The sequence below is a fragment of the Bradyrhizobium sp. 155 genome, assembly GCF_023101105.1.
Classification (GTDB): Bacteria; Pseudomonadota; Alphaproteobacteria; order Rhizobiales; family Xanthobacteraceae; genus Bradyrhizobium; species Bradyrhizobium canariense_D.
Genome location: NZ_CP064704.1, coordinates 3,390,830 through 3,417,233, shown reverse-complemented (window position 1 = coordinate 3,417,233; position 26,404 = coordinate 3,390,830). Strand labels below are relative to the sequence as shown.

Here is a 26,404-nt window from a genome sequence, read left to right as displayed (position 1 = left end):
TTTTCTTGGTTATTCTTTGGGAAATTCCAGGCCCATCTCGCGGTAGCGATCGGGATCGTCGCTCCAGTTCTCGCGCACCTTGACGAACAGGAACAGGTGCACCGGCACGCCCAGGATCTCGCCGATCTCCTTGCGCGAGTCCGCGCCGATCGACTTGATGGTGGCGCCACCGGCGCCGAGCACGATCTTGCGCTGGCTTTCGCGCTCGACGAAAATCGTCTGCTCGATGCGCACCGACTTGTCCTTGCGTTCTTCCCACTTGTCGGTCTCGACGGTGGACTGGTAGGGCAGTTCCTGGTGCAGTTTGCGAAAGATCTTCTCGCGCGTGATCTCGGCCGCGAGCTGCCGCATCGGCGCGTCCGACATCTGGTCTTCGGGATAGAGGAACGGCCCCGGCGGTACGATCTCGGACAGTGTACGCCTGAGGTCATCGACGCCGTCGCCGGAGATCGCCGCGATCATGAACGTCTTTGCGAAGGCCATGCGCTCGTTGGCAGCCTGCGCCAGCGCCAGCAGCTTCTCGCGCTGGACCAGGTCGACTTTGTTGATGACCAAAATCTTCTCGTGCTTGACGCTGGCGACCTTGGTGAGGATTGCCTCCGCTTCCTCGTCGATGCCGGCCTTGGCATCCAGCAGCACGCAGACGAGGTCGGCGTCATGCGCGCCGCTCCAGGCGGTCGAGACCATGGCGCGGTCGAGCCGGCGCTTGGGCAGGAAGATTCCGGGCGTATCGACCAGGATGATCTGCGCGTTGTTCTCGATCACGATGCCGCGGATCAGCGCGCGCGTGGTCTGCACCTTACGCGAGACGATCGTGACCTTGGCCCCGACCAGCGCATTGACCAGCGTGGATTTGCCGACATTCGGCGCGCCGATCAGCGCGACGAAGCCGCAGCGCGTGGCAGTGGGCGCCTCGCCGCTTGCTTCAACCGTCATTGCCGCCGCCAACGCCTTCACGTTCGATCATCACTGAAGCTGCCACTTTCTCTGCCGCGCGCTTGCTGCCGCCGATGCCTTCCGCCGGTGCCAGCCCCGGCAGGTCGACCGCGACGCGGAATTGCGGATCGTGATGCGGGCCGGTGCGCTCGACCTCGCGATAAACCGGCGTCGGCAATCCCTTGCCCTGTGCCCATTCCTGGAGAACGGTCTTGGGATCGCGCAAGGGACGTCGCGGCTTGTGCATGCGCTCGGTCCAGTTGCGCTTGACGAAATCGGCCGCTGCCGCGTAGCCGCCGTCTAGGAAGACGGCGCCGATCACGGCCTCGCAGATGTCGCCGAGCACGCTCTTGCGCAGGCGCGCGTCGGCGCTGGAGCCGACCGAGCCGAGCTTGATGTCGTCGAGCAGACCGAGCGACTTGGCGACATCGGCGCAACTCTCCTTGCGCACCAGTTCGGCAAGTCGCTTGGACAGCTCGCCTTCGTCGGCGTTCGGGAAGGCGTGATAGAGCATGTCGGAGACGACGAGCCCGAGCACATGGTCGCCGAGGAATTCCAGCCGCTGATAGCTGTCGCCGCGCTTGCGCCCGGACTTCAGCGCGGAGACATGCGTGATGCCTTGCATCAAGAGGTTCGGATCGGCAAAGCTGTAGCCGATGCGTGCCTCGAGCCCCGCATTCGCATCCGAGCCCCTGACCTTGCTGCTCCGCACCCGCTTCTTCTTTGCGGGCGTCTTGATCTCAGGCGTCTTGACCTCAAGGGTCTTGGTATCAAGAGTCTTGGTCGCAGCTTCGCCGTCGGGGCCCGCTTGCGCCTCGGTCGGTAGGATCGCGATGTCCTTGGCTTCGTCTTTCATCGGACGATTTTGAAGAAGCGATTCCAGCGCACCGCCCAGGGCCAGCGCCAGAACATCCAGGCATGCTCGCCTTCGGCGATCGAGAAGAAGATCATCTGGGCGCGCCCGATCAAATTCTCCTGCGGCACGTAGCCGACCTGGCCGAGGAAGCGACTGTCGGTGGAGTTGTCGCGGTTGTCGCCCATCATGAAGAAGTGGCCGGTCGGCACGGTGTAGACGTTGGTGTTGTCGACGTAGCCGTTGTCGGCGCAGTCCAGCGTCTCGTAGGACACGCCATTCGGGAGCGTTTCCTTCCAGCGCTTCACCCGGGAGACGCCGCTGCCTTCGGCGCCGCAGGGGTCCTCGCCGACAAATTCGCTCATGCGCTGCCGCTCGACCGGCGTGTCGTTGATGTAGAGCAGCCCGTCCCGCATCTGGATGCGGTCGCCGGGCAGGCCGATCACGCGCTTGATGTAGTCGGTGGAATCGTCCTTCGGCAGGCGGAATACGACGATGTCGCCGCGGTTCGGGTCCGAGCCCCAGATCCGCCCCGAGAACAGCGGCGGCGAGAACGGGATCGAGTAATGGCTGTAGCCGTAGGAATATTTCGAGACGAACAGATAGTCGCCGACCAGCAGTGTCGCCTTCATCGAGCCGGATGGGATGTTGAACGGCTGAAACAGGAAGGTGCGGATCACCAGAGCGATCAGGAGAGCGTGGATCACGACCCGGATCGTTTCGCCGATGCCGCTCTCAGTTTTCGTTCCTGAAGTCACGCTCATTGCTCTCTCAATTCCGGCGGGCGGTCACAGCGCGCCCTCCTCCCGCGAACAGCCCATCGCTCGCGGCCCAAGGAGATTGTCCTGATTCTGATAATGAGGGCCAATTCCGGCGTAAAGCCGAATTCGCCCAGCCTGATTTGCGTCCGCGGACTTTTAGACGGTTGTCGGAGACCACGCAATCAAGGATCGCGTCAAAACTGCATAAGCGCTTGATTTTGAATGCGAATTATAAAATTATCGGAGCACCGTCAGGGTTTGGCCAGCGGCACGGCCGAAATGATGACGAAGGCCTGTGCCAGCGGCCAGTCATCGGTGATCGACAGGTCGATCTGCGCCGCGAACCCTTCGGGCGTCAGGGCCTGGAGCCGGGCCAGCGCCCCGCCCGTCAATTGCATGGTTGGCCGCCCTCCCGGCAGGTTGACCACCCCCATGTCGCGCCACCACACGCCGCGCCTGATGCCGGTGCCGAGTGCCTTGGAGCAGGCCTCCTTGGCGGCGAAGCGCTTGGCGTAGGTTGCCACCACCATCTTCTCGTTCTTGGCGCGCCGCTCCGCCTTGGCCCGCTCGGCCGCGGTGAAGATGCGGTCGAGGAAGCGCTCGCCATGGCGGTCGATCACCTTGCCGACCCGGGTGATGTCGATCAGATCGGAGCCGATGCCGATGATCATGCCCGGCTCCGGCCGCGGTCCATCGCCGCGCGCATGCTGCGAACCGTCTCGGCGAGACCGACGAACAGGGCTTCGCCGATCATGTAGTAGCCGATGTTGAGTTCCATGATGTCCGGCAAGCCGGCGATCGTCTCCGCTGTCGCGTAGTCCAGCCCGTGTCCGGCGTGAACCTCCAGCCCTGCTTCTTTCGCCAGCTTCGCCCCTGCCACGATCCGCCGCCATTCGGCCTCGGCCTTGTCGGCGTGACCCTCGACGACGGCGTCGCACCAGGCGCCGGTGTGGATCTCGATCACGGGTGCGCGCAGCCGCGCCGCCGTCTCGATCTGGGCGGGATCGGCCGCGATGAACAGCGACACCCGGATGCCGGCATCGTTCAGCCGCGCGATATAAGGCGCCAGCGCATTGTGCTGGCCGACGACGTCGAGCCCGCCTTCGGTCGTCACCTCCTGGCGCCGCTCCGGCACGAGGCACACCGCATGCGGCCTGGTGGCGAGCGAAATACGCATCATGTCCTCGGTCGCCGCCATCTCGAAATTAAGCGGCTTGGAGATCTCGGCTTTCAGCCGCGCCATGTCCTCGTCGCGGATGTGCCGGCGATCCTCGCGCAAATGAGCGGTGATGCCGTCGGCGCCGGCCTCGATCGCCAGCAGCGCCGCGCGCACCGGATCGGGATTGCGGCCGCTGCGCGCGTTACGCAGGGTCGCGACATGGTCGACATTGACGCCGAGGCGGAGCGGAGGTGCAGGCATTTCAGGACTCACGGAATCATAGGAATGGACCATGACGGAAGGCGTCTATCCATTAACACGTTCGGCGCGGGCGACGACCGCCTTCGCGCGCAGCTGGGCCAGGATCGCGCTCAAATGCTTGAGATCGTAGACTTCGAGATCGATCGTCGTCTCCGTGAAGTCCGGTGAGCGGCGCTGCATGCTGATGTTGTCGATGTTGCCGTCGTGCTCGGCGATCACGGTCGCGATCTGCGCCAGCGCGCCGGGTTCGTTGACATTCTCGACCTTGATGCGGGCCGGGAAGCGCTGCGGCGCGGAGTCCTCGATGTCCCAGCGCACGTCGAGCCAGCGCTCCGGCTCTTCTTCGAAATCCTTCAGGGCCGGCGCCTGGATTGGGTAGATGGTGATGCCCTCGCCCGGCGTGACGATGCCGACGATGCGGTCGCCGGGCACTGCGCCGCCATTCGGCGCAAACTTCACCGGCAGGTCGGAATTGATGCCGCGGATCGGAATCGCGACCGGGGTGCGCGGCGGTTCGAACGACTTCTCCTTGAGCTTGCCGGCAAGCCCCTTCTTGACGCCGTAGCGCGCGATGCGCTCCTCCTTGTAGTCGGGATACATCGCACGCGCGACGTGGGAGGCCTTGATCTCGCCGCGTCCCACAGCCGCCATGACGTCCTCGATCGAGGTTCGTGCTAGCCGCGGCAGCGCGCCCTTGAGCTTGTCGTCGGCATATTCGATCTTGGCGCGCTCGAACAGGCGCTCGACGATGCGCCGGCCGAGACCGACATATTGATCGCGCACCGCAGTCCTGGTGGCGCGGCGGATTGCGGCGCGCGCTTTGCCGGTGACCGCGAGCGTTTCCCAGGCGGACGGCGGCGCCGCTTGCGCTTCGGAGGTCAGCACCTCGACCTCGTCGCCATTCTGGAGCTCCGAGGACAGCGGCGCAAACTGGCCGTTGATCTTGCAGCCCACCGCGCTGTTGCCGACGTCGGTATGCACGGCATAGGCGAAGTCGATCACGTTGGCATGGCGCGGCAGCGCGATCAGCTTGCCCTTTGGGGTGAAGCAGAACACCTGGTCGTGGAACAGCTCGAGCTTGGTGTGCTCGAGGAATTCCTCGGGGTTGGCGCTCTCCGAGAGGATGCCGATGGTGTGGCGCAACCAGGCGAACGCATTGGACTCGCGCTTGAGGAATTCGGTCGGCGAGCCCACGCCTTCCTTGTAGAACACGTGCGCGGCGATGCCGCGCTCGGCGATCTGGTCCATCGCCTCGGTGCGGATTTGCAACTCGACGCGCTGGTTGCCGGGGCCGATCACGGTGGTGTGGATCGAGCGATAGTCGTTCTGCTTCGGCGTCGAGATGTAGTCCTTGAACCGCCCGGGCACGACCGGCCAGTTCGTGTGGACGATGCCGAGCGCGCGGTAGCAGGCCTCGATGTCGTTGACGACGACGCGGAAGCCGAAGATGTCGGACAATTGCTCGAAGCCGACCGACTTCCGCTCCATCTTGGTCCAGATCGAGAATGGCTTCTTGCGGCGGCCATAGACCCGCGCGCCCAAGCCCCGGTGGCGCAGATTGTTGGAGAGCTGGTCCTCGATTTCGCCGATCAGATTGCGGTTGCGTTCCGCCAGCGCATCGAGCCGCTGCATCACCACCGAATAGGCTTCCGGGTCGAGGGTCCGGAACGACAGGTCCTCCAGCTCCTCGCGCATTTCCTGCATGCCCATGCGCCCGGCCAGCGGCGCATAGATATCGAGCGTCTCCTCGGCAATGCGCCGTCGCGATTCCGTCGGCACGAAGTCCAGCGTGCGCATGTTGTGCAGGCGATCGGCGAGCTTCACCAGGAGCACGCGGACGTCGTCGGCAATGGCCAGCAACAATTTGCGCAGATTCTCGGCCTGTTTGGCCTCCCGCGACACCAGCTCCAGCCGCTTCAGCTTGGTCAGCCCTTCGACCAGCGCGCCGATCTCGGGCCCGAAGATCTGGTCGATCTCGGCCCGCGTCGCTTCGGTGTCCTCGATCGTGTCGTGGAGCAGCGCAGCCACGATGGTGGCGTCGTCGAGTTTCAGGTCGGTGAGAATCGCCGCCACTTCGAGCGGATGGGAGAAGTACGGGTCGCCCGAGGCGCGGGTCTGCGAGCCGTGCGCCTTCATGGCGTAGACATAGGCGCGGTTCAGCAGATCTTCGTCGGTGTTGGGATTGTAGGACCTGACGCGCTCGACGAGGTCATATTGACGCATCATGCGTGCGCGAGGCTTCGCCGGGCGCGCCACCGGCGCAGTCGGGGCCACGGCAACCGATTCGGTTGCGGCCTGCATCTGCGTTGGTGTGCGGCGTCGATATACCATGCCGTCCTGCCTTCAAACGGACCACGACAGAGCCCGTTGTATACATCTTAGCTCCGATCGCGCGCGTGTCCGATCAATTCAGTGACAGGGACAGGCGCGAACCGACGACGCTATGGTAACCACGAAAACGCCAACAAAAGCAAAGGCCCGAACAACGGTTCGGGCCTTTGATCAGATCACAAAGAAGTCGATGAGCGCGACGGGACGATTTACTCGTCTTCCTCGGGTTGCTCCTCGGGCGGCGCGAGGCCTTCGAGACCCTTCAGGAGCTCTTCTTCCGTCATGCGCTCAACGGCGACTTCGGTATCGTCTGCATCCACGCTTGCACCGGCGGAACCGATCAGCGGCACAGTGTCAGGCTCGGGCTCGTCGACCTCGACGAACTTCTGCAGCGAGTGCACCAGCTCCTCGCGGAGGTCCTCCGGCGAAATGGTGGTCTCAGCAATTTCGCGCAAAGACACAACAGGGTTCTTGTCGTTATCACGGTCAACCGTTAGTTGTGAACCAGACGAAATCATGCGGGCGCGGTGGGCGGCCAGCAGGACCAGGTCAAACCGGTTGTCGACCTTGTCGATACAATCTTCTACGGTGACGCGAGCCATCGACTGTCGCTCCGTTGTGGGTGGGACGAAATATGTGGATGAATGCCGGTAGTTATAGGGACCGGGAGGGTTTCGCAAGGCCAATTTGTGATTTGGCCTCGCCAAACGGCTCTGCTACCCCCACATTGGCGCTGGGATGGGTGGTTACCCGGGCCGCCGGCGAGGGCGGCGCCGGGTATGTGCAAGTTGGCCATAACTATACCTTGATTGCCCCGACTTCTCCGGATTTGCGGTTTCGACGGGTTTCGGCGGGACTTTAGAAGCGCGCGGCTTGCTGTCGCCGCGCCAACAATAAACGATCAATCACGAACTCTACGCGAGCAAACTGAATGTCACCTTCCTCTACCGACAAGATCGCGCTCTTCATCGATGGAGCCAATCTCTACGCGACGGCAAAAACTCTGGGCTTCGACATCGATTACAAGCGCCTGCTGAAGGAGTTTCAGAGCCGCGGGACGCTACTTAGGGCGTTCTACTACACCGCGATCATCGAGGATCAGGAGTACTCCTCGATCCGGCCGCTGATCGACTGGCTCGACTACAACGGCTACACCGTCGTCACCAAGGCGACCAAGGAGTTCATCGACGCCTCCGGCCGCCGCAAGGTCAAGGGCAACATGGACATCGAGCTCGCCGTGAACGCCATGGAGCTCGCCGAGCACATCGACCAGATGGTGCTGTTCTCGGGCGACGGCGACTTCCGCTCTCTGGTCGAGGCCGTTCAGCGCCGCGGCGTGCGGGTCACCGTGATTTCCACGATCGCCAGCCAGCCGCCGATGATCGCCGACGAGCTGCGCCGGCAGGCCGACGTCTTCACCGACCTCGTCGAGCTGCAGTCCAAGCTCGGTCGCGACCCGTCCGAACGCCCCGCCCCGCGTGACCGCGGCGACCGCGAGGCGCGCCACCACGCTCCGCAGTTCCTCCAGCGCGCAACCACGATGGCGCCGGCGAGGGGCGATGACGACTTCGAGGAGTGAGGCGGCCCGGTCAAGCCGCCAGCCTCTCAGCCTCGTCCCCGACCGTGACTGTCCGCTCTGTCCGCGCCTGGTCGCCTTTCGCGAGGCGAACCGCGCGCGCGAGCCATTGTGGCACAATGCACCGGTTGCGCCTTTCGGCGACATCAAGGCGCGCCTGCTGATCGTCGGCCTTGCGCCGGGGATGCAGGGCGCCAACCGCACCGGCCGTCCCTTCACCGGCGATTATGCCGGCGACCTGCTCTACACCACGCTGCTCGAATACGGATTCGCCAAGGGCCAATATCGGGCGCGTCCCGACGACGGCCTGAAGCTGGTCGACTGCCGGATCGCCAATGCGGTGCATTGCGTGCCGCCGCAGAACAAGCCGCTGCCGGTGGAGATCAACACCTGCCGGCAGTTTCTCGCCGCGAATCTCGCAACGATGCCGAACCTGCGCGCGATCGTCGCCCTCGGGCGCATTGCGCACGACACCGTGCTCAAGCCGCTGAACCTGAAGGGATCGCAAGCCCCCTTCGGCCACGGCGCCGTGCATCAGGCCGGCGCATTCAGGCTCTACGACAGCTATCACTGCTCCCGCTACAACACGAACACCCGCGTGCTGACGCCGGACATGTTCCGCTCCGTGTTCGCGAAGGTGAAGGCCGACCTCGACTAATCCCTAGACAAGCCTTTGGCCGGATTGGCCTTCAGCCAGTCCAGCACATCGCCGGCGTTCCGGTCGGGCGGAAACACCGGATAGAACACATGCGTGATCCTGGCGTCGTCGACGATCAGCGCAAGGCGCTTGATCAGCGTCAGGCCCGCAACCTCCATGGTCGGCAAATTCAGGGCGCGCGTGAGCGCCAGCTTCTCGTCCGAGAGCACCGGGAACGGCAGATGCAGCCGCGAGGCCATCTCGGTCTGGTACGCGTTGCTCTGGGTCGAGAGGCCGAACACCTGCGCGGCGCCGGCGGCCTTCAGCTCGGCGAACAGATCGCGAAACGCGCAAGTCTGCGGCGTGCAGCCGCGCGCGCCCGGGATCATGTCCCAATCGTCGACCAGCGCGATCTTGCCGGGCTCGCCGGTGCGCGGATAGGCGAACACCACGGTCCGGCCACGCAGCGCCGACAGCGCGACTGACGTGTCGTCAGTGGCGAGCAGGCTGACCGGCGGCAGCGTCATGCCTTTCAGGTGCGCGGCGCCGCCGTCATCCGCGGGGGCGGGAATCCGGGTCCAATCAACCTCGAGCAGGTTTCTCTGAGTCATCCCGCTATCCCCTCGCCCGCATCAGGCGGCCCTTCTCCCGGCTCCAGTCGCGCTTCTTCTCGGACTCGCGCTTGTCGTGCAGCTTCTTGCCTTTTGCAACCGCGAGCTGCAATTTCGCGCGACCACGCTCGTTGAAGTAAAGCTTGAGCGGGATCAGCGTCATGCCTTCGCGGTCGACCGCTCCCATCAGCTTGTTGATCTGCTTGCGATGCAGCAGCAGTTTTCGCGGCCGCTTGGGCTCGTGATTGAAGCGGTTGCCCTGAAGATATTCCGGAATGGTGGCGTTGATCAGCCAGATCTCGCCGTCCTTGGAATCGGCGTAGGATTCCGCGATCGTGCTCTTGCCGTTGCGGATCGACTTGACCTCGGTGCCGGTCAGGGCAATGCCGACCTCGATCGTATCCTCGATCGCATAGTTGAAGCGGGCCTTGCGATTTTCCGCCATGACCTTGATCGGACGTTCATTCTTGTCGGCCATGGGGGACAAACCTGATCGAGATGCGCGAGGACGCTAACAGTTTGGATGAAGCGCGCGCGTCAAGACTTCTTGAGGAGATCGCGGATCTCGGTCAGCAGCTCGACCTCGGCCGACGGCTTCGGCGGAGCGGCAGGCTCCGCCTCGTCCTTGCGCTTCAACTTGTTCATGGCACGGATCACCAGGAACAGCACGAAGGCAATGATGATGAAGTTGATCGTCAGCGTGAGGAAGTTGCCCCAAGCCAAGACGGCACCCTGCTTTTTCGCGTCCGCGAGATTTGCGGCGGTGACCTTGCTCGAAAGCGGCGTGAAGTAGTTCGAGAAGTCGAGGCCGCCGGTAACTGCGCCGATGATGGGCATGATCACGTCGCCGACCAGCGACGTCACGATGGCGCCGAAGGCCGCACCGATGATGACGCCGACCGCGAGGTCAACGACGTTGCCCTTCATGGCGAATTCGCGGAACTCCGTGAGCATCCGCGTGCCTCTTTCCTCGATCGCCATGAAAGCTCCCCGATCGGCCAGCGCGTCAGTTGATGAGGCCGGCATGAACCATTGCGCTGCGCACGGCAACGCGGGTCGGCTCGGTGACCGGCACCATCGGCAGCCGCAGCGTCTCGTCCAGCTTGCCGAGCAGCGACAGCGCGTACTTGATCGGCGCCGGATTGCTCTCGATGAAGAGGTTGTTGTGCAGCGGCATCAGCTTGTCGTGCAGCTTCAGCGCGGTGGCATGATCGCCCTTCGCCCAGGCGGCCTGGAACTCCGAGCACAGCCGCGGCGCGACGTTCGAGGTCACCGAGATGCAGCCATGGCCGCCATGGGCCATGTAACCCAGGATGGTCGCATCCTCGCCCGAGAGCTGGTTGAAGTCCTCGCCCATTGCCGCGCGCTGCTGCGAGACGCGAACCATGCTGGCGGTGGCGTCCTTGACGCCGGCGATGTTCTTCAGCTCCCACAGCCGCGCCATGGTGTCGACCGACATGTCGATCACGGAACGCGGCGGGATGTTGTAGATGATTATCGGAATCCCGATCGCGTCGTTGATCGCCTTGAAGTGCTGGTACATGCCTTCCTGGGTCGGCTTGTTGTAGTAGGGCGTCACGACCAGAACCGCGTTGGCGCCCGCCTTTTCAGCGTGCTGGGCGAGCTCGATCGCCTCCTTGGTCGAGTTGGAGCCGGCGCCGGCGACGACAGGCACGCGGCCTTTCGCTTCCTCGATGCACCATTCGACGACCTTCTTGTGCTCGTCATGGCTCAGCGTCGGGCTCTCGCCGGTGGTGCCGACCGGGACCAGGCCGTTGGTGCCCTCCGAAATCTGCCAGTTGACCAGGGAGCGGAACGCCGCCTCGTCCAGCGAGCCGTTCTTGAACGGCGTGACCAAGGCGGTGAACGATCCCCGGAATTTCGTCTTGGCTGCCATGGACTTCCTCCGTACGCGGCGATCTCGAGCAAGCCGCATTCATATCGGGTCTATCCCGCCGGTAAAAGACCCGCTTCCGTGTGACGCACGGGTTTAGGCCGCGATTTTGCCGCGGTGGTGGTGCAAACCCGGCAAAGGTAAGCGGCTGTTGGTATTTGTCCGCATATTCAATCAAATATAGCCAGATCTTGTACAGCTAGGTCTTGAGCCAATTGACTGATTCGGGGCGACGAAACGCCGTGATCTCCTTTCCGCGCGCCGCATGGCGATCCACCGGTCTGGTCGTGTGCCTGATGGCAGGGCTGTCGGCCGGCTGCGCCGCCTGGGCCAAATCCAATGAGACAACCGCGGAGACCGCCAAGGAAACCGCGAAGGAAATCGCAAAGCCAGCCGCCAAGGACACCACGAAGGGGGCGTCCAAGGGAACCGGCAAGGACATTTCGAAGGACGCCGCCAAGGGCGCAAGCAAGGGCGCGACCAGTCCACCCGCCAAGGATGCCGCGAAGAAGCCTGCCAAGGACGCTGGCAAGGATGCTGGCAAGAACGCAGCCAAGGAACCTGCAAAGGACAAGCTGAAGCCTGCGGCTGTCGCGCCGAAACCTCAGCCGGCCGCTGGCGGCTCGGTCCCGAAGACCGCACCCGCACCGGCAGCAACGGCCATCGTCAGACCGACCGCCCCGGCCTCCGCCAAGCCCGTCGCGGCTCCTGTCCTGGCTCCGGCGACCCGCCAGCATGCCGCCCCGCGCAAGCCGGTCACACCGGCTGCGGTTGCTGCGACCTCCTCGACGCCGCAAGCCGACAAGGACACGCTGGAGACCGTGATCGAGCTCGTGCGCAAGCGCAAGGCGGGCGACGCCACCAGTGCCGCGGCCACGATCTCGGATCCGGTCGCGCGAAAACTCGCGGAATGGATCATCCTTCGCAGCGAGGACAATGGCGCGACTGTGGAGCGCTACCGCGCCTTCCTGTCCGCCAATCCGAGCTGGCCCTCGCAGACCTTCCTGCGCCGGCGCCTGGAGGCCGCGATGTGGGACGACAGGCGCGACGACCAGGTCGCGTGGTCGTGGTTCGAGAACGAATCCCCCGTGTCCGCCAAGGGCCGCTTCACGCTCGCCAAGGCGATGCTGGCGCGCGGCGACCGTGCCAACGCCGAACGTCTGGTGCGCGATGCCTGGCGCAGCGACCCGATGTCGGAAGAGACCGAAAACAACGCACTCGACCAGTTCGGCGCGCTGCTGACGCCCGGCGATCAGAAGGCGCGGATGGATACGCTGCTCTACGGCAGCGAGAACGAGGCCGCATTGCGGGCTGCAAAGCGCCTCGGGGCCGGCTATGTCGCACTCGCCAAAGCCCGCATCGCCTCCCTCAAGAAAGCGCCGAACGCTCGTGCGCTGCTCGAAGCCGTGCCGCGCGAGCTGCACGGCGATCCGGGCTTCATCTTCAGCAAGATCCAGCTGCTGCGCCGCGAGGAGAAATTTGCGGAAGCCGCCCAGCTCATGCTGTCGGCACCGAAGGATCCGGGCCGGCTCTACAATCTCGACGAATGGTGGATCGAACGGCGCCTCCTGGCGCGCAAGATGATCGACACCGAGGAATTCCGCAGCGCCTATCTGATCGCGCGCGATGCGGCCCTGCCCTCGCGCGACATCTACAAGACCGAGCAAGAGTTCACCGCCGGCTGGATCGCGCTGCGCTTCCTCAACGATCCCGCGGCCGCCACCCAGCACTTTGCCCGCATCGGGATCGGCAGCGTCAATCCGACCACGCTGGCGCGCGCCGGCTATTGGCAGGGCCGCGCCGCCGAAGCTGCAGGCCGCCAGCAGGAGGCGCGCAACGCCTACGCGCGGGCCGCCGAGCAATCCACCAGCTATTACGGCCAGCTCGCACGCGCCAAGCTCGGCCTGCCGCAGATCGAGCTCAACGCTCAGCCGCGCAGCCGCGGTGCCGAACGGCTGGAGATCGTGCGCGCCGCGCAGCTGCTCTACGAGCTCGACGAGCGCGAGATGGTGATACCGTTGCTCGCCGACATGGGCGAGAACGGCGATCCCGAAGCGCTAGCCGGCCTCGGCGAGCTCACCCAGCGCCACAGCGACGCGCGCGGCATGCTGCTGCTCGGCAAGGCCGCGCTCAATCGCGGGCTGCCGTTCGATTTCTATGCCTATCCCGTCAACGGCATTCCGCAATTCACGCCGATCGGACCCGAGGTCGAGCGCAGCATCATCTACGCCATCGCGCGGCAGGAGAGCGCCTTCAATCCCTCGGTCGTCTCGCCGGCGCAGGCCTATGGGCTGATGCAGGTGACGCCGGACGCTGCGCGCTATGTCTGCAAGCGGCACGGCGGGACCTACGATCTGGGGCGTCTGAAGAACGATTCGGCCTACAACGCCACGCTCGGCTCGGCCGAGCTCGGTGGACTGCTCGAAGACTATCGCGGCTCCTACATCATGACCTTCGCCGCTTACAATGCCGGCCGCGGCAGTGTGAAGAAGTGGATCGACCGCTACGGCGATCCGCGTGACCCCAAGGTCGACGCGGTCGACTGGGTCGAGCTGATCCCGTTCTCCGAGACGCGCAACTATGTGCAGCGGATCATGGAGAACCTTCAGGTCTACCGCGCCCGCTTCGGCGGCGGCACCCGGTTGCAGATCGAGGCTGATTTGCGCCGTGGCGCCGGCAGCGTGGAATAGCGGCGTGCCTATGAGACTCGCTTGCGGCGATCCGATAACAAGGTATCCGCGCGAGGGGGTAACGCGGTCAGCTCCCGGCGTTTGAGGCGGGGCCATCAACATGGGCCGGAGTGCTCCAGACCGTACGGTGAGAAGCTGAACGAGAAGATCGTGCAGGGCGGATCGGGCGCGCCTCAATAAGAGAAGAAAAGAACTACAAACATGGATCAGGCAATGTTGAGCGTCGCCCGTGCAGTAGAGGCGGGCGCGACGACGATGAAGGGTGTGATCGACGCCACGGGACTATCTCGTCTCAAAATCGAACGTGCGTTGAATGCGCTGGAAAAGCAGAAGCTGCTGGTCCGCGACGGGCAGGGTTTTCGCGGAACCAGCCCGACGAGGACAGCCCAGCCAGCCCGGCAATGCGGCTCGTGCAATGCCTGCTGCGATATCCTCGAAGTGGCGGCCGTCGACAAGCCGGTGAACCAGCTGTGCAGGCATTGGCAGACGGGCACTGGATGCACCATCTACGAGCGCCGTCCGCAGATGTGCCGTTCCTTCGTCTGCGCCTGGCTGCAGGGCCATCTGGATGACGACTGGTTTCCGGCGAAATCGGGCATCATCGTGCATTTCAGCCAGGACGCGGTCAACGTTACCGTCGATGACCATTGCCCCGATCGCTGGCGGGAGGAGCCCTATTTCAGCAAGCTCGCCGAATGGTCGCTGAATGGCATCAAGAGGATCGGAAACCGCGGCTACGCGACCCTCGTCGTCTCCGGTGCCGGGCGGTTCCTGCTGCTCGGGCGAACCGTCGTTCCGGAGCCGACGCTGTTCGGCACCGCGTTCCTCCCGCTCACCGCCGACACATTTCGATTCTGGCGGGCGAAATCCCCGGAGCATCTGCAGCGGCTGCACGAGCGCATCGCCGAGATCGAGCGGATCAGACAGGAATTCGGCTCCTGCACAATTCCCTCGAATGAGGACGACGATCCGCAAGCCCCCTATCGGCCGGCGCTTCTACGGCTGTCGCACCACGCCTAAACTCCGACGTCGTCGACGCGGCCTAACCCGCTCTATGCCGCTCGACTCGCGCTGGTTGCGGTCTAGACGGGCAGACCACGTTGGACGCCGTGGTGGCCATGAATCTCAAGGACCTGCCGGCGCCTCCGCCTCTTGCCGCGGCGGCTGAAGTGGTCTTGATCGCGCGATCCGAACCCAGCTCTTGATCACCCAAAGCTACTGATCATTCCACACTCCACTCGTTCTTCAGAACATGTCGGAGATCCGTGGTCCGCCTGGTGCAAAAAAAGCCCCGGCGGTTTCCCGCCGGGGCTCTCTGTCAGGTCGTCAGACCGAACTTACCAGTTGCGCTGAGCGCGGAGGAGCAGAACGAGCGTGTCCTGATCCTTCAGCTCGTACACGGCGGCCGGCTTGGCCGTCGTGCCGGCACCAGCGTAAGCAACCGTACCAGCGTACTTCTGGTCCAGATGGGTCCAGGAGAGGTCGGCCGAGAACGTCAGGTTCTTGACCGGGGTCCAGCGAGTGATGACACCGACCTGGCCGATGGCGAAGTCAGGATTACAACCCGTCACGCCCGCCAGGCCGCCGAACACGCCGCCAGCACCGCCAGCGCCGCAGAGGGTGGTCTTGGCAAGAGTGCCGTACTGCGCCTGAGCGTAAGCACCGTAGATCGCGGTGTTCCAGTATGGATCCCAGTTATGGGTGTAGGCACCGCGGAAGCCCCAGGTCTTGACGGTTTCCTGACCGCTGCCGGTCACGAACACGGTGTCCGGAGCGATGGCGAAGCCGACGCTCTGGTAGGCAACGCCGGAGCTGCCGAACATCGAGTAGCTGCCGCCCGCCAGGTTCTGGAAGTTGTAGCGGGATGCGCCGTCGGTGTAGACGCCCTGGATGTTGATCACGTCACCCGCGCCAGTCGGGATGTTCTTGATCGACAAAGCGAGCTGAGCAGCCCAACCCCACTTGTCGTCGGGATGGCCAGTCGGCTCGGTGGCGCCGTAGTAGGCAACGTGGTTGTCATGCGCAGCGACCGACGCCTGGAACAGACCCCAAGCCTGGTCGACACGGACCATACCGACGAGGTTCGGCGAACGCGAACCGCCGATGGCGTTGGAGCCATACGAACCGCCGATCATGCCAGCCGCAGTCGCGCCAGTCATGTTCAGGTTGCCAGCCTGGTAATAGGCCGTCGCATCTTCAGCCGAGAACGACGCCGTCACGCCCTGACCGAAGTCAGCGGTGTAGGTGAACTGGTTGACACCAGTGACCGTGCCGGAACCGCCGACGAGGCTGTCGAAGTTGTTGCCGGGATAGTTGGTCCAGGGCGCGTCGAACTGCGACACGGCCTTACCCATGGTGAAGCCAGCGAACTGGATGAAGGCGTAGTACACGCCGAGCGAACCGCCGGAGGTCGCGCCGTCGGTGCCGTTGACGGCCGAACCAACGAGCGCCGGGGCGGCGCCGGAGGTGTTGAGCGCCAGCGTGCTGCTGTAGGCAGTGGTACCGGTCGCGCTGCCGGTGCCGGCGTAGTTGCCGGTGGTCCAGGAGAACACGCCGTCGAAGAAGGTACGGACGACGCCGTACTCGGTCGCGGTGCGCGTGTCGATGTTGAGATCTTCACGAGCGCGCATGGTGTAGTAGTTCGTCAGACGGTTGCGCGCGCCGTTGTTCGACGTGAGCTGACCGCTGAAGTCCGAGTTGGTGTTCAGCGCGACTTCAGCGCGCAGATAACCACCCAGCTTGATGCAGGTGTCGGTGCCGGGGATGTAGTAGAAACCCGCACCGTACAGGGAGCAGATCTTCACGTATTCGACCGCTTTGGCCTTCACGGGGAGATCGGCTGCCTGCGCTCCGCCAACAGCGAGCAGACCCGCCGCGGAACCGAGCAAAAGGCTCTTAACCAACTTCATGTTAAACCTCCAAGTTTGCCATAGGGAAGGTTCCGGATCCGCTGGGTGAAGACACCCTAAGGTTGGTTCCCTTGTCCCTTAAATTCACCGCTTAGTCGCTTCGCGCCTTCGGACACACCCGCTGAACGCGAGGGACTTAAGCGAACCACCTAAGACGGGACGACCTCGGGATGCCCCCCTCCGTCGCTCAGTCACAATTACCGAACCCCCTTGCACACACAACAACAGAACGCTTCAGAACCGGCCGATCGAGCGTGTTTTCCAACGGGTGTTGCACAAATAACACGCAGATGTGATCAGGGCGACTTTGTAACACTTTGAATCTGCTGATCTTTTTCGACGGGTTTAATCTGCCATCAAAAGTTCCGGCACCAGCCCCTCACATTCGTGGAGACGCCTCGCTGTGGGTCTGGGCGCCCGAATCGTGGAATCAACCAGGGACTCGCCGCGCGCCAGTCCTTCGGGAACTGGCTGGCCTGACCATCAAGCGGCTGCAAGATTGACAAAATATCGATCTGCGCATCGTCGATCGCTTGCAGGACTTCACCGTCGAGCTTGTCTCGCAATCGACAAAGCGATGAAATGACTCTTCGAGCCGCTTGCGGAGATCGCTGTTGTCGTCAGGACCGATTGAAAACGCGTACGTCTCGAAGCGGTCGGGATATTGCCTATCGATATCTCGCAGTGAGCTACCCAGCTGGATGCTCTACGTCCTGACTATTGTAAGATGAGATCCGTAGCGGCGGAGTCCTGACAGTTGAAGAATGAAACAGCGTGCCAGATCATCCCTGCTTTGATTTCCAAAGCCGTTTCCACGGAAAGAGAAATCGCCAGACAAGGCCCTCCCTGGTTGCGGCGACGCCTGGCGCGACGGGGCAGATCCTCGGCCGGCGAGCGAGTTATCCCGACTAATAGTGAGAGCGCCCTTCCCGCAGCCCTGACACGGGGCCCCGTCGGCCGATCTGAGGGCAATCACCGCTCATAGTTTGTGGCGAATCGCGGAAGAGACAATCAAATCAATCGCTTGCAAATGAATCACTTGATAGAGGCGGTCGGCGACGAAGGCAGTCGTCCCACACGCGGGCCATCCGATCCAATTTGAAAGCAAAATCAATCGTTTATATGGATGAAGGGAGCCTTTATGCGCGTCAGAACCACTCTTAATACAAGCGCCAGAACCTCCAGCTTGGCGTCCGTTATCGCGGCGTTACGTTCTCGGCCCGAGAGCAAACCGCCTGGTTTCGGAATTCGCTGGGAATATTCGAGCAAAAACACACGCTTCCAAATTGACCAGCCCAAGTAATTAGATGCATAAGGCTCGCACCGGAGAGGTGGCCGAGTGGCTGAAGGCAACGCTTTGCTAAAGCGTCATACGGTCTCAAGCTGTATCGAGGGTTCGAATCCCTCCCTCTCCGCCACTCCGCAGCTTGTCCGGCCCGAAGACATGGGTAACGGAACGTACCTAAGACATGGGTGACAGCCTCGTGCCGAACGGGTTGTCGAGAGGTTGCAGGGTTTTCTGCTCCGGGTCGAAGTATCCCAGATCATAGTGCAAGGGCGCGATCTGAATCCGCCGCCTCTGATCTGCGCCCAGTCATCTCGTCGAGATCGCTCACGCCGCTCGGAATCCCGGATGGCGGACCACGAGGGAACCCGATTAGCGAAAATCAGGTTCGCCTGCGACCGCCGGGACGTGATTCACCGCTCAGTGGGCGGAGACCCAGGCCCTCGCCTCGCGCTGGGCGGCCGAGATGTCGGCGTCCGACATCTGCCCGGCGACCTCCTGGCGCAGCGTCACGGCGTCCTTGCGGCCCTTGAGCGCGGCGAGGTTGAACCATTTGTGCGCGGCGACGAGATCAACGAGGCCGGCGCGTCCGCTCGCCCAATAGAGGCCGCGCTCGAACAGCACGTCCGACAGCGCGCCTGCGTCGATCGGCGTCGCGGTCTCCAGATCGAAAGTACCCTGAAACATAACGCATCCCCTTTTTTCTTATGCCGTCTCGTACCCCGAGCGCGGCTCCCGTCCGATCAACTGTTCAACTCATCCCCGAGGCTTTTTGCCCGTGCCGTTTGCCGGCTTGTTGGAGGTAATGATGGCGGGCAAATTTGAATGGCAGTTTAAGTATCGCGATGAAGCAGACGTAAACGCGCCCGCGCCAGGCGCGCACGACAAATGCAAGAAATCCCTATTTTGCAGGGACTTCTGCAATTCGTCAGATTCGGTTTACCTTGGGATTTTGGGAGAACGATAACCATTGCGCACGGTGACGCGCGTCCTGTGGTGTCCCCGCCTGCTGTCGTCACCGTATTCCAGAAACAGCAATGGTCCCACGAGAAGCTGCGGGGTACTGGATCGCCCGGTCGGAGCCGGGCGATGACACCGCAAATGGAGAAGAGGTGCGCGAACTGCCTGCAATTGCGCTGCAGCCTCCCTGCTCAAGTAGGGCGCGCATATGAAGAAGTATATGGCTGGAAGCTCGACTGCGGCCATCCTTCGAGACGCCCGCCTGCGGCGGGCCCTCAGGATGAGGGATGAGGATGCGGCAGCATCAACGCAGATGGATGCAGCCGAGCCTCATCCGGAGGGGACGGCTAAGCGGTCCTCTCGAAGGACGAGGTGCTCGCTCAGGCGCCGCTGACGTCATATGCGACAACCCTGACTGCTCAAGGGCAGAACGGCCACATCGCGGTCAGATCAACAATGTCGGGATATGGGAATGCCGGCAATACCCCGGCCTCATGAGAACGAGGGCGTCGGCGAACACGTCAGGACCAGATTCCACGTTGGCCGAAGGCCGCCTGTGAAATTGCGGAGCCCCTTACGGAGAGCCGCACCGAACGAAGAAAACTTGTTTCTTCTGCCGGACCGGACTTAGCGAGCGAACCCGCGAAGAGAACGATCCGACCGTTGACCTGATGTCTCGCCGACACCCTCTATCGTCGACCAGAACCTTTTGAGAGGCGCTGATGACGTGCCGGCTCTCTAGGAGCCGGCAACTTCAAAAAGCGAAGTTACTTCTTCTTGGCGACCTTGCGGGTCTTCTTCGCAGTCTTCTTCACTGCGCTCTTCGCCTTCTTCGCCTTCTTTGCCTTCTTAGCTTTCTTGGCCATGTTGCCCTCCGATGTGTGAGATGGCTTAATCGCTGCATGCAGTCGGGGATCGAGTGCACACTCATCCCGAATACACCAACACAACGAAAAAAACAGCGTCTCGCTTAAAGAAGTGTTGACGGCGAAACGCGCCTGCGCTGGCGAACGCGATGCAAACGGACTGCATGAGGTGTGCTTGCGATCGCAGAGAGTGCCCGCGGCATCGACGTTTGCAAAAGATGCGATTGTAGAAAAACACTATGCAGCAAGTATTTTCTTGCACGCGTGCATCGCGCACGATCGTTGCAATGATGCATCCTGCCGATCGCGCGAGCGCCTCGCGAAGGCGCTTCGCGGACTCTGAGTCGCGACTTTTGGCAACGAAAATATTTTCATGATTAACGGCGCGAGCGCTCGTCAGAGCGCGTGCAAGTCGCCGTTTTGCGCGAATCGCGTGACGGCGATTCGGTCGGCGTGTCGCGTTCGATCGGGATGAAGTTCGTCGCAGAGGATGTGCGCGAGCGTCGCATCGCGAACCGAAAGCGAGGTGACGACGCCTGTCCGTCACCTCGTTCGAACGCGCGAGGTCAGATGCCGAGCTTGGACTTGAGCAGCTCGTTGACGCTCTGCGGGTTGGCCTTGCCGCCGGATGCCTTCATCACCTGGCCGACGAACCAGCCGAGTGACTGCGGCTTGTCCTTGACCTGCGCCGCCTTGTCGGGATTGGCCGCGATGATGTCGTCGACAACCTTTTCGATCGCCGAAAGATCCGTGACCTGCTTCATGCCGCGGCTTTCGACCAGTGCGCGGGGATCGCCGCCCTCCTGCCAGACGATCTCGAACAGATCCTTGGCGATCTTGCCGGAGATCGTACCCTCGCCGATCAGGTCGATGATCCCTGAGAGCTGTGCGGCATCGACCGGAGAGTCCGTAATATCCCGGCCTTCCTTGTTGAGACGACCGAACAGCTCATTGATCACCCAGTTCGCGGCGACCTTGCCGTCGCGCGCGCGGTTGGCGAGTTTCTCCAACACGGTCTCGTAGAACACTGCACTCTCGCGCTCGGCGACCAGCACGCTGGCGTCGTAGGCCGACAGGCCGAGATCCGCGACGAAGCGCGTCTTCTTCTGGTCCGGCAGCTCGGGGAGCTCAGCCTTCAACTCGTCGACGAAGCTTTGCGAAAACTCCAGCGGCAGCAGGTCGGGATCGGGGAAGTAGCGATAGTCGTGCGCCTCTTCCTTGGACCGCATCGACCGCGTCTCGCCCTTGTTGGGGTCGTAGAGCCGGGTCTCCTGGTCGATCGCGCCGCCGTCCTCGAGGATTTCGATCTGGCGCCGGGCCTCGTACTCGATCGCCTGGCCGATGAAGGTGATCGAGTTCATGTTCTTGATCTCGCAGCGGGTGCCGAGCGGCGCGCCGGGCTTGCGCACGGAGACGTTGACGTCGGCGCGCAAGGATCCCTTCTCCATGTCGCCGTCGCAGGTGCCGAGATAGCGCAGGATCGAGCGCAGCTTGGTCACATAGGCCTTGGCCTGCTCGGCATCGCGGATGTCGGGTTTCGACACGATCTCCATCAGCGCCACGCCGCAGCGGTTGAGATCGACATAGGACATGGTCGGCGACTGATCGTGCAGCAATTTGCCGGCGTCCTGTTCCAGATGCAGCCGCTCGATGCCGATGGTGGCGGTCTTGCCGCCGTCCAGTTCGACCACGATCTCGCCTTCGCCGACGATCGGCGACTTGTACTGGCTGATCTGGTAGCCCTGCGGCGAGTCTGGATAGAAATAGTTCTTGCGATCGAACACCGAGCGCAGATTGATCTGCGCGTTCAGCCCGAGGCCGGTCCGGACAGCTTGTCTGACGCATTCCTCATTGATCACAGGCAGCATGCCCGGCATCGCCGCGTCGACCAGCGACACATGCGAGTTCGGCTCGCCGCCGAATGCGGTGGAGGCGCCGGAGAACAGCTTCGCGTTCGACGTCACCTGAGCGTGGACCTCCAGGCCGATGACCATCTCCCAGTCACCGGTTGAGCCCTTGAGAAGTTTGTGGGGTGCGGCAGGTGCGTTCATGGCTTGCTCCCGAGCAGCGTGGCAGCGATCCGCTCCCACTCTGCCTGTAATGAATCCGTTGCCACGGGCTGGCCGGCCTGGCGGTACCAATAGCCGGCGTTGCCGAGGTCGCCCTCGACCCGGTGCAGATAGGCGTGCACCCAAGCGGCCGCGCGGCCGCTCTCGTCCTGGACGATCTTGTGCGCCTCGTCCCAGTCGCCCTTGGCGGCCCACCATAGTGCGGCAAGTGGAGCGCTGAGGTCCGGCGGCGGCGCGGCGCCGTCGAGGCTGGCGATATACGCCGCCATCTTCACCACCATTTCGCCGGCGTGAAGCGGCCGGCGGCCTGCTCGATCACCTCGCCGAGCGAGAACAGCGTCTCCTCGTCGAAGGGACGGCCGATCAGCTGCAGGCCGAGCGGCAGGCCCTGCGCATCCTTGCCGGCGGGCACAGCGATGCCCGGCAGGCCCGCCATGTTCACGGTCACCGTGAAGATGTCGTTGAGGTACATCTCGACGGGGTCCGCGCCGCCTTTCTCGCCGATGCCGAAGGCCGCCGACGGCGTCGCCGGCGTCAGGATCGCGTCGACGCCCTTGGCGAAGCAATCCTCAAAGTCCTTCTTGATCAGCGTGCGCACCTTCTGGGCGCGCAAATAATAGGCGTCGTAATAGCCGGCCGAGAGCACGTAGGTGCCGATCATGACGCGGCGCTTCACCTCAGCGCCAAAACCTTCTGCACGGGTGTTCTCGTAGAGTTCGTTGACGTTCCGGCCCTGCTCGCGCAGGCCGAAGCGCACGCCGTCATAGCGCGCGAGGTTGGAGGACGCCTCCGCCGGCGCCACGATGTAATAGGCCGGCAGCGCGTATTTGGTGTGCGGCAGTGACACTTCAACGAGCTCGGCCCCGGCCGCTTTCAGCCAGGCCGCGCCCGCTTCCCAAAGCTTTTCGATCTCGGCCGGCATGCCGTCGAGACGGTATTCCTTGGGAATGCCGATCTTCATGCCCTTCACGGACTTGCCGATCGCGGCCTCGTAGTCCGGCACGGCTATGTCGACCGAGGTCGTGTCCTTGGGATCGTGGCCAGCCATCGAGCGCAGCAGCATCGCGGCATCGCGCGTGCTGCGCGCGATCGGACCAGCCTGGTCCAGCGAGGAGGCAAAGGCGACGATGCCCCAGCGCGAGCAGCGGCCATAGGTTGGCTTGATGCCGACGGTCGCGGTGAACGCCGCCGGCTGGCGGATCGAGCCGCCGGTGTCGGTCGCGGTCGCGCCCATGCAGAGCAGAGCCGCCACGGCGGAGGCCGAGCCGCCAGACGAGCCGCCCGGCACCAGCGTCGTGTTGGAGCCATCACGCCGCCAGGGATTGCCGACCGGGCCGAAGCACGAGGTCTCGTTCGACGAGCCCATCGCGAACTCGTCATTGTTGAGCTTGCCCAGCATCACCGCACCATCGCGCCACAGCTGCGAGGTGATCGTGGACTCGTAAGTCGGCACGAAGTTGCCGAGGATTTTCGAGCACGCCGTGGTGCGCACGCCCTTGGTCGCGAACAGGTCCTTGATCCCGAGCGGAATGCCGGCAAGCGGCCCCGCGTCACCCTTGGCGATCTTCTCGTCGACGGCCTTCGCCATGTCGCGCGCGCGGTCGGGCGTCTCCATGACGAAAGCATTGAGCACGCGGGCGGCTTCGATCGCGTTCAGATGCGCGTCGGTCAGCTCGAGGGACGTGAAAGTCTTTGCCGCGAGGCCCTTGCGGGCCTCCGCGAGCGTCAGCGATGTCAAATCGGTCATTTATTGATCGGGCTGCAGAAGAACGGAGACAGGGATTTGTCGTTGGCCGGGTCGTCTTTCTTGGTGGCCGCTTTCGCAGCCGCCTCGATCTCGTCGAGCACGGCATTGACGGCGACGTTGGGGTCGGCAGCCTTGCCCTGCCGCTCCATCTTGTCGAGATAGTTCATGTAAGCCTGATAGGCCTTCTCGTCGTCGCAAAGCATGCACATCGGACTTCGTCCTGAGACTCTTTTGACGCGTTTTCTTTACGCGAACCGGCTTCCACTTCGCTCGAAAACGCTACGTAAATTACTCAACAACCTTCGGCACCAGGAAGAAGTGGCCTTCGGTCGCAGGTGCGTTGGCAACGATATCGTCGGCGATCTCGCCGTCATTGACCACATCCTGCCGCTTCTTCATCTGCATCGGGGTGACCGAGGTCATGGGCTCCACGCCCTCGACATTGACCTCCGAGAGCTGCTCGACAAAGGCGAGCATGGCGTTGAGCTCGCCCTGCAGATGCGGAACCTCGCCCTCGGAAACCGCAATGCGCGCCAGATGCGCGATGCGGCGGACGGTAGCGGCGTCGACGGACATTATATAAGGCCTCTCACGGCAAAACCTATGTGCCGTATAGCAGAGGCCGCTTTTGCGCCGCAACCGGCGCCAGCGCATGATCCGGAAAAGTGTGGAGCGGTTTTCCGAAAAGATCATGCGCAAACAAGAACCTAAAGCACGATGAGGCTTCGCCCGAAGCTCATCGCGCTTTAGGGACCTATCCGCCCAACGCCTTCATCCGGGCAAGCGCCGATTTGGCGAGATCCCGGGTCAGTTCAGCTGCCGGGACCTCGCGGCCCAGGGCGATCGCCTGCCCGGCCCAGAGATTGGTGAAATCCACCCTGCCCTGCTTCTCGGCCGCAGCCTTGAGCGGTCCCAGCGCCGTTGCGGCATGGGGAAATGGCGGCGCGTCCGGCGAAATCGGGCCGGCCTCGCGCATCAGGCGGTTCTGAACGCCGCGCGCCGGCCGCCCGGTCATGACATTGGTAATGACGGTGGAATCATCCTGTCCCTCGGCGAGCGCCGCACGGGCCGCCGCACTGACCTTGGATTCCGGGCAGCGCAGATAGGCACTTCCGATCTGCACGCCGGCCGCGCCGAGCGCGAAGGCGGCTGCAATGCCGCGGCCATCCGCAACGCCGCCGGCCGCAATCACTGGGACCTTCACCGCGTCGACCACCTGCGGCACCAGCGCAAAGGTGCCGGGCTGTTCCGAGATCTTGTCGGTCAGGAACATGCCGCGATGGCCGCCGGCCTCCGCGCCTTGGGCAATGACGGCATCAGCTCCGTGCTGCTCGAGCCAGACCGCTTCGCTCACAGTGGTCGCCGACGAGATGACGAGACATCCTGCCGCCTTGACCCGCTTGAGCAGCGCGGCCTCGGGCAGACCGAAATGGAAGCTGACGATCTCCGGCTTCAGCTCCTCCACAACCTCGCAGAAGCCGGCGTCGAACGGCGCGCGGTTCGCGGCATTGATGGGTGCGGCGGGATCGAGGCCATGCTCATTGTAGTAGCCCGCGAGGCGCTGCTTCCAGCGCGCCTCCGCCTCGGCCGTGAGCTCGACCGGTGTGTGGCAGAAGAAATTCATGTTCACCGGCGCGGAGACGCGCTGCCGGATGATGTTGACCTGCTCGCGCGCTTTCTCCGGCGACAGCATCGCGCTCGGCAGCGAGCCGAGGCCCCCGCCTTGCGCAACGGCGATCACCAGCTCCGCGTCCATCACGCCGGCCATCGGCGCCAGCACGATCGGGAATTCGGTCTTGAAGAGATCGATCAATCGACGGTTCGGCCACATGGTTGTTCTCTCGCAGTTTAGGCGGACGCGCTGGAATTACGCCGGCCGGTTAGCAGTTGCTCGGCCTCGGTCGCGATCCGTTCGACGATTTCGGCGGCGGACGGAATATCATTGATCAGGCCGACGGCCTCGCCGGCAAAGACCGCGGCGACCTCGAAATTGCCAGCGGCCCTTGCCGCGGCATATTCGACGGTCACCTCGGCGGCGCGCTGCATCAGCTCGACCTCGCGGCCGGTCCAGCGCCTGATATGATCGTTGACCAGCGTTCGCGCGGTGAACGGGGCCGGCCAGAACAGGCTGCGTGACCAGTCGACGATGACGCCGCGCACCGTGTCATTGGGATCAGCGTCGCGAATGCGCTGCTTGGCTTCCTCCGCGCCATTGGCCTCCACGCTCGCATAGAAGCGCGTGCCGATCAGCACGCCGGAGGCGCCCAGCATCATCATCGCGGCGAGCCCGCGACCATCGGCAATTCCGCCGGCGGCAACCACCGGCACGCGCCCGGCCGTGAGATCGACGATAGCAGGTACGATATCGACGGTTGTGCGCGATGCGCCGTGACCGCCGGCTTCGGTACCCTGCGCGATCAGGATGTCCGCACCGGCATCCAGTGCCTGCTTCGCCATGTCCTCGCTCTGCACCTGGCAGATCAAGCGCGCCCCGCACGCCCTGATGCGCGCTGCAAATTGTGCAGGATCGCCGAATGACAGCATGATCGCTTGCGGATTGGCGTCGAGTGCGATGTCGAGAAGTCTTGGCTGTCTTGCCAGGCTCCACGTGATGAAGCCGATACCGAACGAAGCAAAGCCGCTTAGTTGCCTGGTCTCGGCCTCGAGCCGTTCCTGATCGCCGTAGCCACCACCCAGGATCCCGAAGCCGCCGGCCTCGCTGACAGCCCGTGTCAGCCGGCTGCCGGCGATCGTGTCCATTGGAGCCAGCAGGATCGGATGCTTGATCCCCAGGAGCTGGGTCAGCGGCGTGGTGATCGGCATGGCTCCTCCGCTCTCGACACGAATATTAGTCTAGAA

General features: G+C 63.4%; 24 protein-coding genes and 1 tRNA gene. 5 read left to right on the top strand and 20 right to left on the bottom strand.

Going from position 1 to position 26,404, the window contains the following annotated elements:
* Positions 1–9: 9 nt before the first annotated feature.
* The 7 genes from era to rpoZ form a co-directional block, all read right to left on the bottom strand.
* Positions 10–936 carry a GTPase Era gene (gene era / locus IVA93_RS16685; RefSeq protein ID WP_018458406.1) on the bottom strand — a complete coding sequence of 309 codons (927 nt, stop codon included), beginning with the start codon at positions 934–936 and terminating at the stop codon, positions 10–12.
* Positions 926–1,792 carry a ribonuclease III gene (rnc, locus tag IVA93_RS16680; RefSeq protein WP_085357520.1) on the bottom strand — a complete coding sequence of 289 codons (867 nt, stop codon included), beginning with the start codon at positions 1,790–1,792 and terminating at the stop codon, positions 926–928. Before rnc ends, era begins: the two co-directional genes overlap by 11 nt.
* Positions 1,789–2,553 carry a signal peptidase I gene (gene lepB, locus IVA93_RS16675; RefSeq protein ID WP_018458408.1) on the bottom strand — a complete coding sequence of 255 codons (765 nt, stop codon included), beginning with the start codon at positions 2,551–2,553 and terminating at the stop codon, positions 1,789–1,791. Before lepB ends, rnc begins: the two co-directional genes overlap by 4 nt.
* Positions 2,554–2,801: 248 nt before the next feature.
* Entirely contained in the window at positions 2,802–3,221 is a 420-nt protein-coding gene (gene acpS / locus IVA93_RS16670) for a holo-ACP synthase (protein WP_007611179.1), read from the bottom strand.
* Positions 3,218–3,970: a pyridoxine 5'-phosphate synthase gene (locus IVA93_RS16665; RefSeq protein WP_026233571.1), complete on the bottom strand. Its 753-nt coding sequence runs from the start codon at positions 3,968–3,970 to the stop codon at positions 3,218–3,220. The genes acpS and IVA93_RS16665 overlap by 4 nt, the downstream gene beginning before the upstream one ends.
* A 45-nt stretch (positions 3,971–4,015) precedes the next feature.
* Complete coding sequence (locus tag IVA93_RS16660; RefSeq protein WP_026233572.1) at positions 4,016–6,301, bottom strand: RelA/SpoT family protein; 2,286 nt, start codon at positions 6,299–6,301, stop codon at positions 4,016–4,018.
* 209 nt (positions 6,302–6,510) lie between these two features.
* Entirely contained in the window at positions 6,511–6,903 is a 393-nt protein-coding gene (gene rpoZ, locus IVA93_RS16655; protein WP_007603391.1) for a DNA-directed RNA polymerase subunit omega, read from the bottom strand.
* 329 nt (positions 6,904–7,232) lie between these two features.
* Here rpoZ and IVA93_RS16650 point away from each other — a divergent pair, with 329 nt between their 5' ends.
* A complete protein-coding gene (locus tag IVA93_RS16650; RefSeq protein WP_007603390.1) occupies positions 7,233–7,880 on the top strand; it encodes a LabA-like NYN domain-containing protein in 648 nt (215 codons plus the stop codon).
* Positions 7,861–8,535, top strand: a complete 675-nt coding sequence (locus IVA93_RS16645; protein ID WP_026233573.1) for a uracil-DNA glycosylase — start codon at positions 7,861–7,863, stop codon at positions 8,533–8,535. The genes IVA93_RS16650 and IVA93_RS16645 overlap by 20 nt, the downstream gene beginning before the upstream one ends.
* Here IVA93_RS16645 and IVA93_RS16640 read toward each other — a convergent pair.
* From IVA93_RS16640 to dapA, 4 genes are read right to left on the bottom strand one after another with little or no spacing between them, the layout of a single operon-like run.
* Complete coding sequence (locus tag IVA93_RS16640; protein WP_085351429.1) at positions 8,532–9,125, bottom strand: peroxiredoxin; 594 nt, start codon at positions 9,123–9,125, stop codon at positions 8,532–8,534. The genes IVA93_RS16645 and IVA93_RS16640 overlap by 4 nt on opposite strands.
* 4 nt (positions 9,126–9,129) lie before the next feature.
* Complete coding sequence (gene smpB / locus IVA93_RS16635; protein ID WP_007603387.1) at positions 9,130–9,603, bottom strand: SsrA-binding protein SmpB; 474 nt, start codon at positions 9,601–9,603, stop codon at positions 9,130–9,132.
* A 59-nt stretch (positions 9,604–9,662) separates the two neighbouring features.
* Positions 9,663–10,079 (bottom strand): large conductance mechanosensitive channel protein MscL, encoded by a 417-nt coding sequence (mscL, locus tag IVA93_RS16630; RefSeq protein ID WP_162496383.1) that lies wholly within the window; start codon positions 10,077–10,079, stop codon positions 9,663–9,665.
* A gap of 52 nt (positions 10,080–10,131) precedes the next feature.
* Entirely contained in the window at positions 10,132–11,022 is an 891-nt protein-coding gene (gene dapA / locus IVA93_RS16625; protein ID WP_007603384.1) for a 4-hydroxy-tetrahydrodipicolinate synthase, read from the bottom strand.
* A 293-nt stretch (positions 11,023–11,315) separates the two neighbouring features.
* Between dapA and IVA93_RS16620 the strand changes: the two genes are divergently transcribed.
* Both IVA93_RS16620 and IVA93_RS16615 read left to right on the top strand, forming a co-directional pair.
* Positions 11,316–13,709: a lytic transglycosylase domain-containing protein gene (locus IVA93_RS16620; protein WP_247377568.1), complete on the top strand. Its 2,394-nt coding sequence runs from the start codon at positions 11,316–11,318 to the stop codon at positions 13,707–13,709.
* A gap of 201 nt (positions 13,710–13,910) precedes the next feature.
* Positions 13,911–14,729 carry a YkgJ family cysteine cluster protein gene (locus IVA93_RS16615; protein WP_026233575.1) on the top strand — a complete coding sequence of 273 codons (819 nt, stop codon included), beginning with the start codon at positions 13,911–13,913 and terminating at the stop codon, positions 14,727–14,729.
* A gap of 317 nt (positions 14,730–15,046) precedes the next feature.
* Here IVA93_RS16615 and IVA93_RS16610 read toward each other — a convergent pair whose 3' ends face one another.
* Positions 15,047–16,618 carry a porin gene (locus tag IVA93_RS16610; RefSeq protein ID WP_085357377.1) on the bottom strand — a complete coding sequence of 524 codons (1,572 nt, stop codon included), beginning with the start codon at positions 16,616–16,618 and terminating at the stop codon, positions 15,047–15,049.
* A gap of 1,325 nt (positions 16,619–17,943) precedes the next feature.
* Here IVA93_RS16610 and IVA93_RS16605 point away from each other — a divergent pair.
* A tRNA-Ser gene (locus IVA93_RS16605) sits at positions 17,944–18,036 on the top strand.
* Positions 18,037–18,323: 287 nt separating this feature from the next.
* On the opposite strand, the gene IVA93_RS16600 is transcribed toward IVA93_RS16605, so the two are convergent.
* The 8 genes from IVA93_RS16600 to IVA93_RS16565 form a co-directional block, all read right to left on the bottom strand.
* The gene (locus IVA93_RS16600) at positions 18,324–18,590 is read right to left on the bottom strand and encodes a hypothetical protein (protein ID WP_085351418.1); all 267 of its coding nucleotides are present in this window, start codon (positions 18,588–18,590) and stop codon (positions 18,324–18,326) included.
* Between the two features lie 1,705 nt (positions 18,591–20,295).
* Positions 20,296–21,780, bottom strand: a complete 1,485-nt coding sequence (gene gatB / locus IVA93_RS16595) for an Asp-tRNA(Asn)/Glu-tRNA(Gln) amidotransferase subunit GatB (RefSeq protein WP_247338488.1) — start codon at positions 21,778–21,780, stop codon at positions 20,296–20,298.
* Positions 21,777–22,079: a hypothetical protein gene (locus IVA93_RS16590; protein ID WP_085383246.1), complete on the bottom strand. Its 303-nt coding sequence runs from the start codon at positions 22,077–22,079 to the stop codon at positions 21,777–21,779. Before IVA93_RS16590 ends, gatB begins: the two co-directional genes overlap by 4 nt.
* A complete protein-coding gene (gene gatA, locus IVA93_RS16585) occupies positions 22,070–23,545 on the bottom strand; it encodes an Asp-tRNA(Asn)/Glu-tRNA(Gln) amidotransferase subunit GatA (protein ID WP_085351415.1) in 1,476 nt (491 codons plus the stop codon). Before gatA ends, IVA93_RS16590 begins: the two co-directional genes overlap by 10 nt.
* Positions 23,542–23,754, bottom strand: coding sequence for a hypothetical protein (locus IVA93_RS16580; protein WP_085351414.1), 213 nt, complete (start codon positions 23,752–23,754; stop codon positions 23,542–23,544). Before IVA93_RS16580 ends, gatA begins: the two co-directional genes overlap by 4 nt.
* A gap of 79 nt (positions 23,755–23,833) precedes the next feature.
* Entirely contained in the window at positions 23,834–24,121 is a 288-nt protein-coding gene (gene gatC, locus IVA93_RS16575; RefSeq protein ID WP_007611211.1) for an Asp-tRNA(Asn)/Glu-tRNA(Gln) amidotransferase subunit GatC, read from the bottom strand.
* A 178-nt stretch (positions 24,122–24,299) separates the two neighbouring features.
* Positions 24,300–25,376 (bottom strand): NAD(P)H-dependent flavin oxidoreductase, encoded by a 1,077-nt coding sequence (locus IVA93_RS16570; RefSeq protein ID WP_085351413.1) that lies wholly within the window; start codon positions 25,374–25,376, stop codon positions 24,300–24,302.
* Between the two features lie 17 nt (positions 25,377–25,393).
* Entirely contained in the window at positions 25,394–26,368 is a 975-nt protein-coding gene (locus tag IVA93_RS16565; protein ID WP_085351412.1) for an NAD(P)H-dependent flavin oxidoreductase, read from the bottom strand.
* Positions 26,369–26,404 lie beyond the last annotated feature (36 nt).

Coding starts and splice junctions, on each gene's coding strand:
- gatC (WP_007611211.1), bottom strand. CDS start 24,121: ATGTCCGTCGACGCCGCTACCGTCCGCCGCATCGCGCATCTGGCGCGC.
- acpS (WP_007611179.1), bottom strand. CDS start 3,221: ATGATCATCGGCATCGGCTCCGATCTGATCGACATCACCCGGGTCGGC.
- gatB (WP_247338488.1), bottom strand. CDS start 21,780: ATGAACGCACCTGCCGCACCCCACAAACTTCTCAAGGGCTCAACCGGT.
- IVA93_RS16590 (WP_085383246.1), bottom strand. CDS start 22,079: ATGGTGGTGAAGATGGCGGCGTATATCGCCAGCCTCGACGGCGCCGCG.
- dapA (WP_007603384.1), bottom strand. CDS start 11,022: ATGGCAGCCAAGACGAAATTCCGGGGATCGTTCACCGCCTTGGTCACG.
- IVA93_RS16660 (WP_026233572.1), bottom strand. CDS start 6,301: ATGGTATATCGACGCCGCACACCAACGCAGATGCAGGCCGCAACCGAA.
- rnc (WP_085357520.1), bottom strand. CDS start 1,792: ATGAAAGACGAAGCCAAGGACATCGCGATCCTACCGACCGAGGCGCAA.
- IVA93_RS16620 (WP_247377568.1), top strand. CDS start 11,316: ATGGCAGGGCTGTCGGCCGGCTGCGCCGCCTGGGCCAAATCCAATGAG.
- IVA93_RS16580 (WP_085351414.1), bottom strand. CDS start 23,754: ATGTGCATGCTTTGCGACGACGAGAAGGCCTATCAGGCTTACATGAAC.
- IVA93_RS16640 (WP_085351429.1), bottom strand. CDS start 9,125: ATGACTCAGAGAAACCTGCTCGAGGTTGATTGGACCCGGATTCCCGCC.
- IVA93_RS16565 (WP_085351412.1), bottom strand. CDS start 26,368: ATGCCGATCACCACGCCGCTGACCCAGCTCCTGGGGATCAAGCATCCG.
- IVA93_RS16570 (WP_085351413.1), bottom strand. CDS start 25,376: ATGTGGCCGAACCGTCGATTGATCGATCTCTTCAAGACCGAATTCCCG.
- era (WP_018458406.1), bottom strand. CDS start 936: ATGACGGTTGAAGCAAGCGGCGAGGCGCCCACTGCCACGCGCTGCGGC.
- IVA93_RS16610 (WP_085357377.1), bottom strand. CDS start 16,618: ATGAAGTTGGTTAAGAGCCTTTTGCTCGGTTCCGCGGCGGGTCTGCTC.
- mscL (WP_162496383.1), bottom strand. CDS start 10,079: ATGCTCACGGAGTTCCGCGAATTCGCCATGAAGGGCAACGTCGTTGAC.
- IVA93_RS16650 (WP_007603390.1), top strand. CDS start 7,233: ATGTCACCTTCCTCTACCGACAAGATCGCGCTCTTCATCGATGGAGCC.
- IVA93_RS16645 (WP_026233573.1), top strand. CDS start 7,861: ATGACGACTTCGAGGAGTGAGGCGGCCCGGTCAAGCCGCCAGCCTCTC.
- IVA93_RS16615 (WP_026233575.1), top strand. CDS start 13,911: ATGGATCAGGCAATGTTGAGCGTCGCCCGTGCAGTAGAGGCGGGCGCG.
- lepB (WP_018458408.1), bottom strand. CDS start 2,553: ATGAGCGTGACTTCAGGAACGAAAACTGAGAGCGGCATCGGCGAAACG.
- IVA93_RS16665 (WP_026233571.1), bottom strand. CDS start 3,970: ATGCCTGCACCTCCGCTCCGCCTCGGCGTCAATGTCGACCATGTCGCG.
- IVA93_RS16600 (WP_085351418.1), bottom strand. CDS start 18,590: ATGTTTCAGGGTACTTTCGATCTGGAGACCGCGACGCCGATCGACGCA.
- rpoZ (WP_007603391.1), bottom strand. CDS start 6,903: ATGGCTCGCGTCACCGTAGAAGATTGTATCGACAAGGTCGACAACCGG.
- smpB (WP_007603387.1), bottom strand. CDS start 9,603: ATGGCCGACAAGAATGAACGTCCGATCAAGGTCATGGCGGAAAATCGC.
- gatA (WP_085351415.1), bottom strand. CDS start 23,545: ATGACCGATTTGACATCGCTGACGCTCGCGGAGGCCCGCAAGGGCCTC.